The 15,098-nt window shown below is 69.4% G+C and carries 13 protein-coding genes; 4 read left to right on the top strand and 9 right to left on the bottom strand.

Going from position 1 to position 15,098, the window contains the following annotated elements; all coding sequences use genetic code 11:
• Nucleotides 1–94 precede the first annotated feature (94 nt).
• The 4 genes from ACH34T_RS32495 to ACH34T_RS32480 all read right to left on the bottom strand — a co-directional run bounded on the left by ACH34T_RS32495 (nucleotide 95) and on the right by ACH34T_RS32480 (nucleotide 4,730).
• A complete protein-coding gene (locus tag ACH34T_RS32495; RefSeq protein ID WP_396024764.1) occupies nucleotides 95–1,162 on the bottom strand; it encodes an ABC transporter ATP-binding protein in 1,068 nt (355 codons plus the stop codon).
• A complete protein-coding gene (locus ACH34T_RS32490) occupies nucleotides 1,162–2,085 on the bottom strand; it encodes an ABC transporter permease (RefSeq protein ID WP_396024763.1) in 924 nt (307 codons plus the stop codon). Before ACH34T_RS32490 ends, ACH34T_RS32495 begins: the two co-directional genes overlap by 1 nt.
• Complete coding sequence (locus ACH34T_RS32485; RefSeq protein WP_396024762.1) at nucleotides 2,082–3,026, bottom strand: ABC transporter permease; 945 nt, start codon at nucleotides 3,024–3,026, stop codon at nucleotides 2,082–2,084. The genes ACH34T_RS32490 and ACH34T_RS32485 overlap by 4 nt, the downstream gene beginning before the upstream one ends.
• A 120-nt stretch (nucleotides 3,027–3,146) precedes the next feature.
• On the bottom strand, nucleotides 3,147–4,730 hold the full coding sequence (locus tag ACH34T_RS32480; RefSeq protein ID WP_396024761.1) for an ABC transporter substrate-binding protein: 1,584 nt from the start codon (nucleotides 4,728–4,730) through the stop codon (nucleotides 3,147–3,149).
• A 403-nt stretch (nucleotides 4,731–5,133) separates the two neighbouring features.
• Between ACH34T_RS32480 and ACH34T_RS32475 the strand changes: the two genes are divergently transcribed.
• Together ACH34T_RS32475 and ACH34T_RS32470 are read left to right on the top strand one after the other, a co-directional pair.
• The gene (locus tag ACH34T_RS32475; protein ID WP_396024760.1) at nucleotides 5,134–5,955 is read left to right on the top strand and encodes an SAM-dependent methyltransferase; all 822 of its coding nucleotides are present in this window, start codon (nucleotides 5,134–5,136) and stop codon (nucleotides 5,953–5,955) included.
• An 84-nt stretch (nucleotides 5,956–6,039) separates the two neighbouring features.
• Nucleotides 6,040–6,942 (top strand): helix-turn-helix domain-containing protein, encoded by a 903-nt coding sequence (locus ACH34T_RS32470; protein WP_396024759.1) that lies wholly within the window; start codon nucleotides 6,040–6,042, stop codon nucleotides 6,940–6,942.
• Nucleotides 6,943–7,043: 101 nt separating this feature from the next.
• Here ACH34T_RS32470 and ACH34T_RS32465 read toward each other — a convergent pair whose 3' ends face one another.
• Nucleotides 7,044–8,546: an MDR family MFS transporter gene (locus ACH34T_RS32465; protein WP_396024758.1), complete on the bottom strand. Its 1,503-nt coding sequence runs from the start codon at nucleotides 8,544–8,546 to the stop codon at nucleotides 7,044–7,046.
• 422 nt (nucleotides 8,547–8,968) lie between these two features.
• Between ACH34T_RS32465 and ACH34T_RS32460 the strand changes: the two genes are divergently transcribed.
• Nucleotides 8,969–10,072, top strand: coding sequence for a hypothetical protein (locus ACH34T_RS32460; protein WP_396024757.1), 1,104 nt, complete (start codon nucleotides 8,969–8,971; stop codon nucleotides 10,070–10,072).
• A gap of 10 nt (nucleotides 10,073–10,082) precedes the next feature.
• Here ACH34T_RS32460 and ACH34T_RS32455 read toward each other — a convergent pair whose 3' ends face one another.
• The 3 genes from ACH34T_RS32455 to ACH34T_RS32445 all read right to left on the bottom strand — a co-directional run bounded on the left by ACH34T_RS32455 (nucleotide 10,083) and on the right by ACH34T_RS32445 (nucleotide 13,865).
• Nucleotides 10,083–11,084, bottom strand: a complete 1,002-nt coding sequence (locus ACH34T_RS32455; RefSeq protein ID WP_396024756.1) for a bile acid:sodium symporter family protein — start codon at nucleotides 11,082–11,084, stop codon at nucleotides 10,083–10,085.
• Between the two features lie 52 nt (nucleotides 11,085–11,136).
• The gene (locus ACH34T_RS32450) at nucleotides 11,137–12,009 is read right to left on the bottom strand and encodes an oxaloacetate decarboxylase (protein WP_396024755.1); all 873 of its coding nucleotides are present in this window, start codon (nucleotides 12,007–12,009) and stop codon (nucleotides 11,137–11,139) included.
• A 176-nt stretch (nucleotides 12,010–12,185) separates the two neighbouring features.
• On the bottom strand, nucleotides 12,186–13,865 hold the full coding sequence (locus ACH34T_RS32445; protein WP_396024754.1) for a PLP-dependent aminotransferase family protein: 1,680 nt from the start codon (nucleotides 13,863–13,865) through the stop codon (nucleotides 12,186–12,188).
• Nucleotides 13,866–13,922: 57 nt separating this feature from the next.
• On the opposite strand from ACH34T_RS32445, the gene ACH34T_RS32440 reads away from it, so the two are divergent.
• Entirely contained in the window at nucleotides 13,923–14,543 is a 621-nt protein-coding gene (locus ACH34T_RS32440; RefSeq protein WP_396024753.1) for a LysE family translocator, read from the top strand.
• Here ACH34T_RS32440 and ACH34T_RS32435 read toward each other — a convergent pair.
• Nucleotides 14,525–15,037 (bottom strand): Lrp/AsnC family transcriptional regulator, encoded by a 513-nt coding sequence (locus ACH34T_RS32435; RefSeq protein WP_396024752.1) that lies wholly within the window; start codon nucleotides 15,035–15,037, stop codon nucleotides 14,525–14,527. The two genes, ACH34T_RS32440 and ACH34T_RS32435, sit on opposite strands and share 19 nt — an antisense overlap.
• Nucleotides 15,038–15,098 lie beyond the last annotated feature (61 nt).

Genomic DNA, 15,098 nt, shown 5'->3' with positions numbered 1-15,098 from the left:
TTCGCCACGGGCCCGCTCTCCGACAGCAGCTCGCTTTCCGACACCGGATCGGTGTCCGGCACCGGCCCGGTCTCCGCGCCGGTCTTCTTGATGCTCATGGGGAACCCACCAAACGCAACTGCTCGGTACGGCAGCAGCGGGCGCTGCGGCCTGCCTCGACGATCCGGAGCGCGGGCGCTGCGGCCACGCACTCCTCGCTGGTGTATCCGCATCGGGGGCTGAACCGGCAACCCTCTGGCAGCCGCCAGGGCTCCGGGGTGCGGCCGGGGATCGTCGGCAGCTCCTTCCCGCGAACCCCCAGATGGGGCATGGCGCTCAGCAGCCCCGCCGTGTACGGATGCTTCGGCGCGTTGTACAGGTCGAGCGCGGCGGCGGTCTCCACCACCTCGCCCGCGTACATCACGACGACCCGGTCGGCCAGCTCGACGACCAGCCCGAGGTCGTGGGTGATGAAGAGGATGCCGCAGCCCGTCTCGTCGCGGAGCCGGGAGAGCAGCGCGACGATCTGCGCCTGCACCGTCACGTCGAGGGCGGTGGCGGGCTCGTCCGCGATGAGCAGCTTCGGCTCGCACGCCAGCGCCATCGCGATCATCGCGCGCTGCCGCATCCCGCCGGAGAACTCGTGCGGGTAGTCCTTGACCCGGCTGCCCGCGTCCGGGATCCCGACGAGGTCGAGCATCTCCGCAGCGCGGGCGAACGCGGCGCGCCGCGACCCGCCCTTGTGCCGCCGGTAGACCTCGGCGATCTGGTCGCCGATGGTGAACGCCGGGTTCAGGCTCGTCATCGGCTCCTGGAAGATCATCGAGATCTCGTTGCCGCGGATGTCGCGCAGCTCCCGCGCCGGCATCCCGATCAGGTCCCGGCCCTGGTAGCGCACCTGGCCGGACGGGGTGCGGGCGTACGCGTCCGGGAGCAGCCGCAACACCGACAGGCTCGTGACGCTCTTGCCCGACCCGGACTCGCCGACCAGCCCCACGATCTCGCCTGGCCCGACGTCGAAGGACACGCCCGAGACGACGTTCGTCCAGCCGCGGTCGGTCAGGAAGTCGACGTGCAGATCGTCGATCTGCAACAGCCGGTCCTGGTCTTTGGGGGCGGACGCCCGGTGCTTCCCGCCAGCGCCCTTGTCCCGCTTCCCCTTCATCACACGCTTCGCGGTCATCAGGCCTTCCTCTGTTCCCGGCCGAAGGCGTCCCGGAGGCCGTCGCCGACGAGGTTGAAGCACAGCGTCGCGATCGCGATCGCGATGCCGGGGTAGACGGCGAGCGACGGCTGGCTGCGCATCTCCTGGAACGCCTGCCCGAGCATGCTGCCCCAGCTGGCCGTCGGCGGCAGCGCGCCGAGGCCCAGCAGGCTGATCGTCACCTCGGCCAGCAGCGCGGACGCCAGCAGGAACGACAGCTGGACGAGCGTCGCCGGCAGGATGTTCGGCAGCACCCGTCTCCGCAGGATCATCAGGTGCGGCGTCCCGATGCTCGTCGACGCCTCGATGTAGACCTCGCGCCGTACCTCGATGGTGCTGCCGCGGACCACGCGGTACATCCGGGGCGCGTACACGATGCCGAGCGACACCATCGCGGTCGTGAGCCCCGGCCCGACCGCCGCGATGATCGCGATCGTCAGGACGATCGCGGGGAACGACATCAGCACGTCCGCGGCCCGGTCCAGCAGCCAGTCGACGATCCCGCCGAAGTAGCCGCTGACGAGTCCGAGCGGCAGGCCGATGACCGTCGCGATCAGGACGGCGAGCCCGGCCGCCGCGAGCGACACGCGGCCGCCGTACATGAGGCGGCTGAGGGTGTCGCGTCCCAGCGTGTCGGTGCCGAGCCAGTGGACGCCGCTCGGTCCGGACAGCCGGTCGCTGATGTCGACCTGCGCGGGCCCGTACGGCGCGATCAGCGGGGCGGCCGCGGTCACGATGATGATCAGCAGCAGCAGCCCGCAGCCGACGACGGCCGACCTGTTGGCCCGGAACCGGCGCAGGGTGGCGCGCCCGCGGGAGGCGTGCTCGACGAGGTCGCCGCCGCCGTCCTCGACCGGCGCGGCGACCGGCTTGCGGAGGTCCACGCTGTCACTAGAAGTCATGACACTTTGACCTTCGGATTGAAGTAGCCGTACGAAAGGTCGACCGCCAGATTCACGAGCATGATCAGGACAGCGGTGATCAGCAGAATGCCCTGCACCATCGGGAAGTCCCGGGAGAAGACCGAGAAGTACGCGAGTTTCCCGACGCCGGGCAGCGCGAACAATTGCTCGATGACGACCGTCGCGCCGATCAGCCGGTTCGCCTCGACGCCGAACGCCGTGACGACGGGAACGGCGGCGTTCTTCATCACGTGCTTGACCGCCACCCTTCTCGGGTGGAGCCCTTTCGCCCTGGCCGTGCGGATGTAGTCCTCCTGCATCACCGACGTCACCGCCGCGCGGGTCTGCCTGGCGACGACGGCGGTCGGGACGGTCGCGAGCGAGAACGCCGGCAGGAGAAGGTGTTTGAACCAGTCCACCGGACTTTCGGCGAACGGCACGTAGCCGACGGCCGGAAGCGTCCGCATCTGAATGGCGAAGATGAGCACGAGCATCATGCCGACCCAGAAGTACGGCAGCGCCATGAACGTGCTCGCGGTGACGGTCGAGATCCGGTCCAGCCAGCTGCCGGGGCGGAGCCCGGCGGCGAGACCGAGCGCCAGCCCCAGAACGGCCGCGATGAGCAGCGTGAGGACGACCAGCGAAAGGGTGACCGGGAACCCGGCGGAGACCGCCGACCAGACGCTCTGGTCGTCGACGAAAGAGTTCCCCAGATCGCCCTGAAGGACGTCCGTCAACCAATTCCAGTATTGGATCAGGAATGGCTCGTCGAGGCCGAGTTCCTCGCGGATCGCCTGGATTCTCTCGGGCGTCGGATTGCTTCCGGCCAGCGCCACCTCCGGGCCGCCCGGCACCAACGCGATGAGGCTGTAGATCAGGAAGCTGACGATGACCAGCAACGGGATCATCGCCAGGAGTCGCACGCACAGCAACCGCAGCACGCCGATTCCTCCGTTCTGTCTGAGCGGGTCCCAGCCGGCCCGGCGCGTTCTGGTCGAGCGGGTCCCAGCCGGCCCCGTGCTCCGGCTGGAACCCGCTCCGCTATCGGCTCCGGCGAATGGTCACTTCTTGACCGCGACGCCCCGGAACTGGCGTGATCCGTCGACGTAGAGCTCCATTCCCATGACCTTGTTGTTGCTCGCCAGCGGCGTGTTCAGATGGCACAGCGTGATCGGCTGCGCCGCGTCGTCGTGGGCCGCCCGGAACAGCTGCTGGTAGATGCTCTTGGCGGCGTTCCGGTCCTTCGCGGCCTTGGCCTTGGTCGCCAGGTCGGTGATCGCCGGGTTGGAGTAGCCGCCCGGGTTGCTGAACCCGTCGGGCAGGTAGTACGAGGCGATCTGGATGCTCGGGTCGGCGTCCGCCTTCTGCTGCACCATGATCGCGTCGACGCCCTTGTTCACCGAGAAGCCCTCCATCAGCTTGGGCAGCTCGACCGGCCGGATCGTCATCTTGACGCCGACCTCCTGGAGGTTCGCCTGGATGAGCTCCGCGACCCGCTGGTAGGCGTCGAGGTTGTCCGTCTCCAGGGTGAACGAGAGGTTGTTCACGCCCGCCTTGGAGAGCAGTTCCTTCGCCTTGGCCGGGTCGAACTTGTACGCGTCCGGCGTCAGCGACGGGTCGGACGCGTAGTAGTCGCTCGGGAACATCTGCACCCCGGGCTGGCAGAACCCGCCCTGCAGCTCGTTGATCGCGTCCCGGTTGATCGCGTAGTTCAGCGCCTGCCGGACCTCCTTCTTGTCGAAGGGGGCCTTCGAGGTGTTCACGGCGATCGTGAAGCTGGCCAGGCTCGGCTTCTGGCAGACGACGAGCTTCGCGTCCTTCGCCGGCTGGTACATGCTGGAACGCAGGAACGTCGCGTCCGCGGTGCCGGTGATGGTGGCGTTCAGCCGCGCGTTGTCGTTGCTGGAGATCAGGAAGACCATCTTGGCGACGTTGACGGCCTTGGGGTCCCAGTAGCCGGGAACCGGCGTGTACTCGACCTTGGTGTTGGGCTCGTAGGCCGTGACCTTGAACGCGCCCGATCCGCCGGTGGGCTTGCTCGCCTGGCCCGGGTCGTCGAACACCTTCGGGCTCATCATCATGCCCGCCGAGCTGGCGAGGATCCCGATGAGCGGCGCGGCGCCGCTCTTCGTCTTCACCTTCACGGTGGCCTTGTCGACGACGTCCACCCCCGTGACGTCGCTGAGGGCCTGCTTGTTGAAGCTCTTGGCGCCCCGGTGCCGGTCGATGTTCGCCTTGACGGACTCGGCGTCGAACGCCGTCCCGTCGTGGTATTTCCAGTTGTCGATGAGGTTCAGCGTCAGGCTCTTGCCGCCGTCGCCGACCTCCCATTTCTTCGCCAGCATCGGCGTCGGCTCGCCGTTGGCGTCGATCCGGATGAGCGTGTCGTAGACCGGATACAGGTACATCCAGCTGTTGCTCGTCGTGACCTTGTCCGGGTCGAAGCTCGTGTTGGCGACGCTGTACATCCAGGTGAACGTCGCGCTCTTGTCGATCGCGGCCTGGTCGACGGGCGGGCACGCGACATTCTGCTTCGGCTTCGCCGCACCGCCGCCCCCCGGGCTCGGATCATCGGTGTCGGCGCTACACGCGCTCACGACCATCAGGAACGTTGCGGCAGCCGCAACGAAGAGCTGTTTCCGCATCTGGGGGTCCTCCGAACCAGAATGTGTTGACGGGGGTGGTCCTTGCCCTCCGGTGGAGCAATGGGGTGGACGTCCGGAGATGTGGACCCGATCGCTCGCAGGGTTCCTGCGTTCGGAGGTGACGGGCCCGGATCGTGTCGCAGGGGTGCTGCGCGGGGCTGCCTGGGTATGACCGTACTGCCAGTTCGTACTTTGTCTGATGAATGAGAACATACGTATTCTCGCCAGTCAAGATCCGTTCGCCGACCTCTGATAGCCGTCCCGCCGACCTCTGGTGGCCGTCCCGGGACCACGCCGCGGTCGGGGCAGCGATGCCGCTTCCTAGAGCCTGGGCCGGGGGGCGGGATGGGGTTAGATTGTGGGCGGTCCCGGCAGCGCTCGCGCGGTAGGAGTTGTGATCTTCGTGGCCGATGAACCGGACGGCTCGGCCGTTCCCGAGCTCCAGCCGTCGCCCCAGATCGACACCACGGTGCCGCACTCGGCCAGGGTCTGGAACTACTGGCTGGGCGGCCAGGACAACTACCCCGTCGACCGCGCGGCGGGCGACCAGTTCTGCGAGGTCTATCCCGGGATCGTCGACGTGGCGCGGGTCGCCAGGTACTTCCTCGCCCGGGCGGTGCGGTACCTCGCGGCGGAGGCCGGGGTCCGGCAGTTCCTGGACGTCGGCACCGGCCTGCCCACCGTCGACAACACCCATGAGGTCGCGCAGCGGGTGGCCCCCGAGTCCCGGATCGTCTACGTGGACAACGACCCCCTGGTCCTGTCGCACGCGCGGGCCTTGCTGACCAGCACGCCCGAGGGCATGACCGACTACATCGACGCCGATCTGCGCGATCCCGGCAGGATCCTCGACGCCGCCGCCGAGAAACTGGACCTCGGCCGGCCGGTCGCGCTCATGCTGATGGGGATCCTCGGGCACGTCCCCGACGAGGGGCGGCCGAAGGAGATCATCGACCGGCTGCTGGACGGCCTGGCCCCCGGGAGCTACCTGGTGCTGTACGACAGCACCAGCGCCAGCGAGGCGAACGCGAAGGCCCTTGAGGGCTACAACGACAGCGGCGCGGTCCCGTACCGGCTCCGTTCCCCGGAACAGGTCGCGCATTTCTTCGACGGCCTGGAATTGCTGGAGCCCGGGGTCGTGCCGCTCCAGTGGTGGCGGCCCGAGGTCGCCCACATCGAGACCACTTTCGAGGTCAATTCGTTCGGCGGTATCGGGCGCAAGTGAGCGCTCCCCGAAGCGCGGGTGAAAGTGCGGGTGAGAGGGCCTACCGTGGTCGCTGTGCAGGCGACCATCGCGTAAGGAGTGACCATGGTCATTGCCGACCCCGTGGGCGGCCCGCCGAGTGGCCGGGTCCGCGATGACATGCATCCAGGGCCTGCCGTGCCCCGGATGGTGCTGGGCGCGCGGTTACGCCGCCTCCGGGAGGAGTGCCTCGTCAGCCGCGAGGAGGCGGGCGACGCGATCCGCGCGTCCCACTCGAAGATCAGCCGCCTGGAGCTGGGACGGAGCGGCTTCAAGCTGCGGGACGTCGCCGACCTGCTCACCCTCTACGGGGTCGCCGACGAGGCGGAACGCGCCACCCTGCTGGCGCTGGCCGGGCAGGCCAACCGTCCCGGCTGGTGGCAGCCCTACTGCGATCTGATCCCCGACTGGGCGCAGGGCTACCTCGGGCTGGAGCAGGCGGTGAACGTCATCCGCTCGTACGAGGTCCAGTTCGTCCAGGGGCTGCTGCAAACCGAGGACTACGCCCGCGCCGTCATCCGGCTCGGCCATCCGCCCACGCCCGACGAACTCGGCCGCCGCATCGAATTGCGGATGCGGCGCCAGCGAATCCTCACCATGCCCGACCCGTGCAAACTGTGGGCCATCGTCGACGAGGCCGCGCTGCGCCGTCCGATCGGCGGAAGCGAGGTCATGCGCGCGCAGATCCAGCACCTCATCGACATCTCCGAACGGCCCAATGTCACCATTCAGGTACTGCCGTTCCACGTCGGCGGGCATCCCGCGGCGGGCGGTCCCTTCTCCGTCCTGCGGCTGCCCGAGCGGGACCTTCTCGACGTCGTCTATCTCGAACAGCTCACCAATGCGCAGTACCTCAACAAGCAGGCCGAGGTCGACTTCTACCGGCACGTCATGAACCAGCTCGGGACGACGGCCATGGAGTCGTCGGCGAGCCTGGACCTGCTCCACCGGATCCTCAAGGAGACCTAGCACGGCGGCGGGCCCGGTCGCCCGCGCCGTCCGGCGAGGCGACCGGGCCCGTGGCCTGGTCTTGCGGTCTTGCTGTCTTGCGGCCGTGCGGTCTTGCGTCGTCAGGCGACCGGTTCGAGGGCCGGGCCGGCCGTCCGGCGCTCGTCGGCCGTGAGCGGAGCGTCCGACGACCCGGGCTCCGCGTCGGACGCCTCCTGCTCCACCGCCGACGCGGAGTGCTTCGGCAGCAGGAACGCGGCCCCGACCATGACGACGGCCAGCGCGGCGGTGATGAGGAACGCCAGCCGCATCCCGTCGAGCTGGGCGACGGCCTCGCTCGCGCCGTCCGCGATCCGGGACCCGGCGCGTCCGGCCATCACGGTCACCACGAGCGCCGTGCCGAGGGCCGCCGCGACCTGCTGGAGGGTGGCCAGCATCGAGCTGCCGTGCGAGTACAGGTGCATGGGAAGGGCGCCGAGGCCGAGGGTGAACACCGGGGTGAACATCACCGCCAGCGAGATCATGAGCAGCGCGTGCAGGCCGAGGATCTGCCCGTACGGCATCGCCGCCGAGATCTGGGTGAGGCCGGCCAGGGCGAGCACGATGCCCACCGCGCCGGGGATGATCAGCTTGCGGCCGCCGAAGCGGTCGAAGAGGCGTCCCACGCCCGGGCCGATCAGGCCCATCGCCAGCCCGCCCGGCATCACCAGCAGCCCGGTCTCCAGCGGGGAGAGGCCGCGCAGGTTCTGCAGGTAGATCGGCAGCAGGATCATCGAGCCCATCATCGCCATGAAGCCGAGCGACATCAGGACCAGGGAGAGCGCGTAGGTGCGGTGGCGGAGGATGCGCAGGTCCAGCAGGGGCGTGTCGCGGAGCTGCAGGCGGAGCTGGCGGACGGCGAAGACCGCGATCGTGACCAGCCCGAACGCGACGATCGACGCGGGGAGCAGCTTGCCGCCCTCGCCAAACCGGCTGAGCCCGTACACCAGGGAGCCGAAGCCGAGGGCCGCGGCGCCGACGCTGAACCAGTCGATGGTGCTGAGCTGCGGCTCCCCGACGTTCTCCAGCCGGCCGAGCCCGCGCCAGGTGATCACGGCCGCGATCGGCAGCACGGCGGCGAACAGCAGCCGCCACGAGCCGAGCTGCAGGATCAGCCCGGAGACCGCGGGACCCATCGCCGGCGCGACCGAGATCGCCATCGTCACGTTGCCCATCACGCGGCCGCGGTCCCGTTCGGGGACGACGGTCATCAGCGTCGTCATCAGCAGCGGCATCATCACCGCAGTGCCGGTCGCCTGGACGACCCGCGCCAGCAGCAGCACCTCGAAGACCGGCGCGACGGTCGCGAGCGTCGTGCCGGCGAGGAAGACGCCCATCGCGGTGGCGTAGGCGCGGCGGGTGGAGACCCGCTGCAGGAACCAGCCGGTCACCGGGATCACCGCGGCCATCGTCAGCATGAACGCCGTGGACAGCCACTGCGCGGCCTGCTCGGTGATCCGCAGGTCCGTCATCAGCCGCGGGATCGCGTTGATCATGATCGTCTCGTTGAGGATCACGACGAACGTCGCCAGCACCAGCAGGCGGATCACGGCGGGGGTCCTGCCGCGCTCGGGGGTCGGCGTCACGGCGTCGGTCTTACGGAGCGGGGGTTCCGGTGTAGTCGTCATGCCGGGGTAGACCCGGGCCGCCGCGAGAACTCATCGATCTTCCGGAACTTTTTTCAGGCCGGCGGTGCGGTGCCGGGCGTAGCCGCGAGGCCCGCCCGAGGAGCGGCCGCCACCCCGGCCGCCACCCCGGGCGGCCCGGCGATCGGTTCGGCCGGTTCGGCCGCGAATGTGGAAATGGCAGTTATATGTCGATCGGACAATACTGCCGGGCATCCCGAAGAACATTGCACAATATTGCCATTTATTGAACATTTCGGCATCGCTCGTCCGATGGGCCTCGTTAAACTACCGAGGTAGATCAAGTTGTGGGGCCAGTTAATGGATCCGACATTTCAGGTCGTCCGTCCGCAACCAAAAATGGGGGAACGATGACTTTTCGCATGGCAGCGATCGGCATGGTGGCGGCGGGCCTGGTCCTGCTCGGCAATGGCGCGAACGCCGCGCCCCTTCCCGGCGCGTCCCCCGGGCCGGAGCACTCGGGTGGGAAGACCGCCGATCGGTCCGTCACGGTGGTGAACGTCTACGGCGACGACAACGTCATCGTCACCGACCGATCGGTGATGGCGGCCGGCGACGGCACGCGGCTCAACGCCAACGCGGGTGACGTCTCCTCAAGCGGGACGGTCGGGATCGACGACAAGAACTCGGCGCTCACGTCCGGCGCCTCGACGAATGGCGTCAGGGGCGCTCCGAGCCGGTACGCGCCCTCAGGACCGGTGGGCGCCCGCGCCCTTGAACCGGCCCCCGCCACGGAGACACGGCCCGTCTCGGAAACGGGAACAGGGTCTGCGACGGCGGGACGTTCCCCATTCCCGACTCCGGTTTCCGGGGACGGCCAAGGCACGGCCATCTCGGGTTACGAAGACCACTCGGTGGGCGTCTCCGGTGAGGACCAGATCGCCGTGTACGACGACTCCAACCTATTCGTCAATCGCAATGGGCAGCTCAACGCCAACACCGGGGACACCGATTCGAGCGGCCTGAACGCCGTCGACGTGTCCGGCTCGAAGGTCAGATCGGGAGACCACACCGAGGACGGCGAGAACGGCGACGACGACGAAGACGGCGGGCAGGTGGGCACCCGGCCACAGCAGGGCACCCGGTCAGAGGGTGCGCCGACCGGGCAGCCAACGGGGCCGACCGGGCAGCCAACGGGGCCGACCGGGCAGGCAACGGGGCCGACCGGGCAGGCGATCGCGCCGACCGGCACGGAGGGCGGCTCGAAGGGGCAGAGCACCGGGACCGTGACCGATGAGGGCCAGTCCAGCGCCACCGGCAAGAACGCGGCCACGATCGGGGCGGACGGCTACGACAACCTCGGCACCGACGTTCACGGCAAGCGGAACATCGCGGTCTACGACGACTCCAACGTCGTGGTCGGCGGCACGGGCAAGGCGAACGCCCAGATAGGCGACAGCGACACCAGCGGCGCCGTCGTCATGGACGTCCACGACTCGGACGTCGGGTCCGGCAACTCCACCTGACCTGAGAACGTCAGGCGGTGGCGGGAGCGGGCTCACCGGCCTCGGCCGCCGCGAGGCGTTGCGCGAGCCACGAGCACACCAGCAGTTGGAGCTGGTGATAGAGCATCAGGGGCAGCGCGATGGTACTGACGCTGGCGCCCGCGAACAGCACGGTCGCCATGGGCAGTCCGCTCGCCAGGCTTTTCTGCGAACCGCAGAACAGCATCGTGACGCGGTCGGCCCGGGAGAAGCGGCAGATCCGCGAGAGAAGCGCCATCAGGGTGAGCGTGACGGCGAGCAGCGCCGCGATGACCAGTGCCAGGACGAGGAGTTCCGCCGCCGCGAGCCCGTCCCAGATGTCGTCGACGACGCCCTGGCTGAACGCGGCGTAGACCATGAGCAGGATGACGGCGCGGTCGTAAAGGGACAGGGCCCGGCGCCGGGCCCGGACGAATTCGCCGATCCTCCGCTGCGCGGCCTGCCCGAGCAGAAAGGGAAGCAGGATCCGCAGCGCGATGTCGCGGACGGAACCGAGCGAGATCCCGCCGCTCCCCACGGAGATCAGCGCCGTCGCCAGCAACGGGGTGAGCACGACACCGAGCACGTTGGACAGCGAGGCGCTGCAGATCGCGCCGGCCTCGTTTCCGCGGGCGATCGAGGTGAGCGTGATCGACGTCTGCACGGTGGACGGCAGGACGCACAGGAAGACGACGCCCTGGTAGAGGGGCTCCGTGAGGAGTCCGGGGACCAGCGGCGAGCAGACGAGCGCCAGCGTCGGGAAGATGAGGAAGGTGACGGACAGGATCACCGCGTGCAGCCGCCAGTGCCCGAGCCCGCGCAGCGTCTCCGCGGTGCGCAGCCGAGCGCCGTACAGGAAGAACAGCAGCGTGACCGCGACCGTTCCGGCATGGTCGAGGACGTCGGCGAAGCCGCCGTCGGCGGGGAGCATCGCGGCGATTCCCACTGTGCAGAGAATCGCCGCGACGTAAGGGTCGATATGCAGCCGCGCCAGGGTGGTGGAGATAACACGCATCGCCGTTCTCTGCTCCTTTTGACGGGCTGCCGTGATGTTCGCCGGTTTGCGTTCAGACGAGAGAGTCGGTCAGTTCCCGGCCCTCCTTGGGGTGGTTGCGGCTGATGTTGAGTTCGAGTAGCGCGAGCGATTCTTTGACCCCGACGCTTTCGGCGGTGGGCTCGGGCAGCCGGCCGTCGTCGCGCTTGAGCCCGAGCACCGCCTCTTCCATGGCGGTCTGGGCGGCGAACAGGCACGGGGTGCTGTAGATCGCGACCTTCACGCCGAGCTCGGCCAGCTCGGGCAGGGAGATCCGCGGCGACTTCCCGCCCGCGATCTGGTTGAAGAGCAGCGGCTTGTCGCCGATCACCTCGCGGACCTGGCGGATCCGTTCGATGCTCCGGACGCCGTCCACCAGGATGACGTCCGCGTCCGTCGCCGCCAGCGCCTTCGCGCGGAGGAGGATCTCCTCCTCGTCGCTGGCGTCGGTGCGCGCGACCACGACGAGGTCACGCCGGGTCTGCAGGACCATTTCGAGTTTGGTGAGGTACTCGTCCAGCGGCAGGATCCGCTTGCCGTCGACGTGCCCGCACCGGCGCGGCCGCTGCTGGTCCTCCAGGATCACGCCGGACGCGCCGATCATTTCCAGCTGTTCGACCACGTGGCAGGCGACCTCGGGGTCAACGTAGCCGTCGTCGATGTCCACCAGCAGGTGCCGTGCTGGGAAGGCGAGCCGCAGCCGCTGCACGAAGGCCACCATGTCGGGCCAGGCGATGAAGCCGATGTCGGGCAGGCCGTAGTGCGACGCTGCGAATCCGAAGCCCGATACGAACAGACCGTTGAAGTGCTTCGCGGCGACTGAGGCGGAGAACATGTCGAACACCCCGATCAGCGGGGTGGTGCCGGTCGACATGATCTCTCGTCGTAGCTCGTCTCCGTAGTTCACCGATTACTCCTCTCTTCGCGTGAAGGGCGACTTGTCCGACCAAGGCGAAATGCCAACTCTGTGACACCATCACGTCAGTCACTATTCCGTGTCATGAATAGTTATCCAGCTGGCGCGTCAGCGCAGCGCAAAAGAAGACGGCGAAGAATGTAAAAATGGAAGCGGCTGTCAAAAATTTATGGATCGAAATGCTGAATTGCGCTGCGATCGGTCAGTTCCGTCCAGGCGGCGGTCAGGCGCGCGGCGACCTCGGTCAGGACGTCGGCGGGGAAGGTGTACGGCAGCCGCAGGTAGCCGTCGTGCGCGCCGGACGGGTCCATGGTCGCGCCCGGGACGACCTCGACGCCGTGCCGCAACGCCACCTGGGCGAAGGCGCGCGCGTCGCGTCCCGGGAGCTCGATCCACAGGGCCGACCCTCCGGCCGGCGGCTGGAAGCGCCACTCGGGCAGGTGCTCGGCCAGGAGGGCGGTGAGGTGGTCGAGGCGGTCCCGCAGGACCGCGCCCCGGGCCGCGGTGATCTCCGGAAGGCGGGGCAGGAGCCGGGCGGCGAGCGCCTGGTCGAGGACGGGACTGCCGAGGTCGGCCATCGCCTTGTGGCGGGCGAGCCGCTCGATCGTCCCGGCCGGGGCGCGGACCCAGCCGATGCGCAGCCCGCCCCACACCGACTTGGCGAGCGAGTCCGCGGACAGGACCTCGGCGCCCTTCGGCGCGTACGCGGCGATCGGCGGCGGACGGGACGCGCCGCCGATGTCGTACGCGTTGTCCTCCAGGATCGGGACGCGGTGCTCCGCGGCGATCTCCGCGACGCGGCGGCGCCGTCCCTCCGACATGAGGGCGCCGGTCGGGTTGTGCACCGTCGGCATGACGTACAGCAGGTCGGGGCGGTGTTCGGCGAACGCCCTGGCGAGCTCGTCCACGCGGATGCCGTCGCCGTCGAGCGGGACACCGACCAGCCGTGCGCCCGCCGCCCGGAACACGTCGAAACAGCCGGGCCAGCCGGGCGACTCCACGACGACGATCGACCGCCGCCGCAGGTACATCTGCGCGGCCAGCGCCAGCGCCTGGGTCACCCCGGTCGTGACCAGCACGTTCTCAGACGCGGTCGGCAGTCCGGCGGCGGTGAGGCGCGCGGCCGCGGCCTCCCTCAGCGCGGGCAGACCGCTGGGGTGGTAGCCGATGTCGCGCATCAGGACGGGGAGGTCTTCGGCCAGCAGCGCCGCCAGCTCCACGCCGAGTTCGGGCACCGCGCCCTCCATCGCATGACGCAGCGAAATGACGCCGGCTGGACCGTCCTCCAGCCCCCACCCACCACCATCCAACGGACGAGCTCCGCTCGACGGCCCGTCCTCCAGCCCCCACCCACCACCATCCAACGGACGAGCTCCGCTCGACGGCCCGTCCTCCAGCCCCCACCCACCAGCCTTCAATGGACGAGCTTCGCTCACTGGCCCGTCTATCAGCCGCTGGATGATCGACGTCGCGCGTCCGCCGGGGACGCGTCCGTCCGCGCCCGGACGGGACGAGCCGGGCTGCCGGACCACGCGGGTGCCGCTGCCGCGCCGGCTGTCGACGATCCCGAGCCCGCGCAGCTCGTCGTACGCGGCCACCACCGTCGCCCGGCTGACGACCAGCGCCTTGGCCAGGGCGCGTTCGGACAGCAGTCGCTCCCCCGGGTCGAGCGACCCGTCGTGCACGGCCCGCCGGAGGGCCTCGGCCAGCTTCCGGTAGAGCGGACCGGGCCCGCTCATCCAGTCGCCCAGGATCTCCGCCAGCTCGGACGGATCCCGAAGGCGGTCGCCGTGGTCGGGAAAGCGGTCCACCTGCGGCCCGATTGGCCCGGGTTCGCCCGCGTTCATGGCGTCAGGCTAGCCGTAGTGCCGCGGCAGGCGGCCAGGACAAGGGAGCGGAACAGCATGAACACCCTTCTCGCCTTCGTCGCGGCGTCCGTCGCGCTCATCGTCATCCCAGGCCCGAACGGGATCTACATCCTGACTCGCAGCGCCGCGCAGGGATATCGGGCGGGCCTCGTGTCCGCGCTCGGCGTCGAGACGGGCACGCTGGCGCACATCGCGTTCGCGGTGCTGGGCGTCTCGGCGCTGATCGCGGCCTCGCCCGTCGCGTTCAACATTCTGAAGTTCGCCGGTGTCGGCTACCTGCTCTACCTGGCGGCGCGCACCGTCCTGCGGCGCTCCGAGCTGGACCTCGGCGGCGGTGGCGCGCCCCCGCTCCCGCTGCGCCGCGTGTTCCGGGACGGCATCGTGGTCAACGTCCTCAACCCGAAGGTCGCGCTGTTCTTCCTGGCGTTCCTGCCGCAGTTCGTCACCGCCGGCGCGGGGACGGCGGGCGCGCGGGCGCAGATGATGGTGCTCGGCGCGGTGTTCTTCGTGCTGGCGCTCGTCCTGGACGCGGGCTACGCCCTCGCGGGCGGAGCGGCCCGGCGCTGGCTGGGCCGCCGGTCCGGTTCGACGCACCGCTACGGCTACGCCATCGGCGGCATCTACCTGACCCTGGCCGCCTACGCCGTCGCCGCCTGACCGTCCGCGGCCGATCCGGGCGAGGTCTCGTCGAAGACCAGCCAGGTGCGGGTCGAGCGGACGCCCTCGACCGTATGGATGCGGGACAGGACGATGTCGCGCAGCGCCGCGTTGTCGGGCGTCCGCAGCAGCATGACCAGGTCGACGTCCCCGCCGACGAAGGCCAGATGCTCGATGCCGGGGACCTCCCTGAGCTGGGCCGACACCTTCCGCCAGGAGTTCTGCTCGATGTTGATCAGGACGTAGGCGGCGGTGCCGAGGCCCGCGCGGACGGGGTTCACCCGGGCGGAGAACCCCGTGATGACGTCGTCGGCGATCAACCGCTCGACGCGCGAGTAGGCGTTGGAGCGGGAGACGTTGACCCGCTCGGCGAGGGCGCGCATGGACAGCCGCCCGTCGGCGACCAGCTCGCGGAGGATCGCGCGGTCGAGGTCGTCGAGGGCGGCCGGCGTTCGTCCGGCGGGGCCGGGCGGGAACGGGTCTCCGGAAGACATCTGGTCCATGGAACCTCCCGAGAAGTGGCCAAGTGTCCTGACTTTTAGCTGGGTATTGAGA

It is taken from the genome of Actinomadura sp. 9N215 (genome assembly GCF_044326345.1).
Lineage (GTDB): Bacteria > Actinomycetota > Actinomycetes > Streptosporangiales > Streptosporangiaceae > Spirillospora.
The sequence above is the reverse complement of the archived record's forward strand: the minus strand, read 5'-3'. Positions and strand labels throughout refer to the sequence as shown.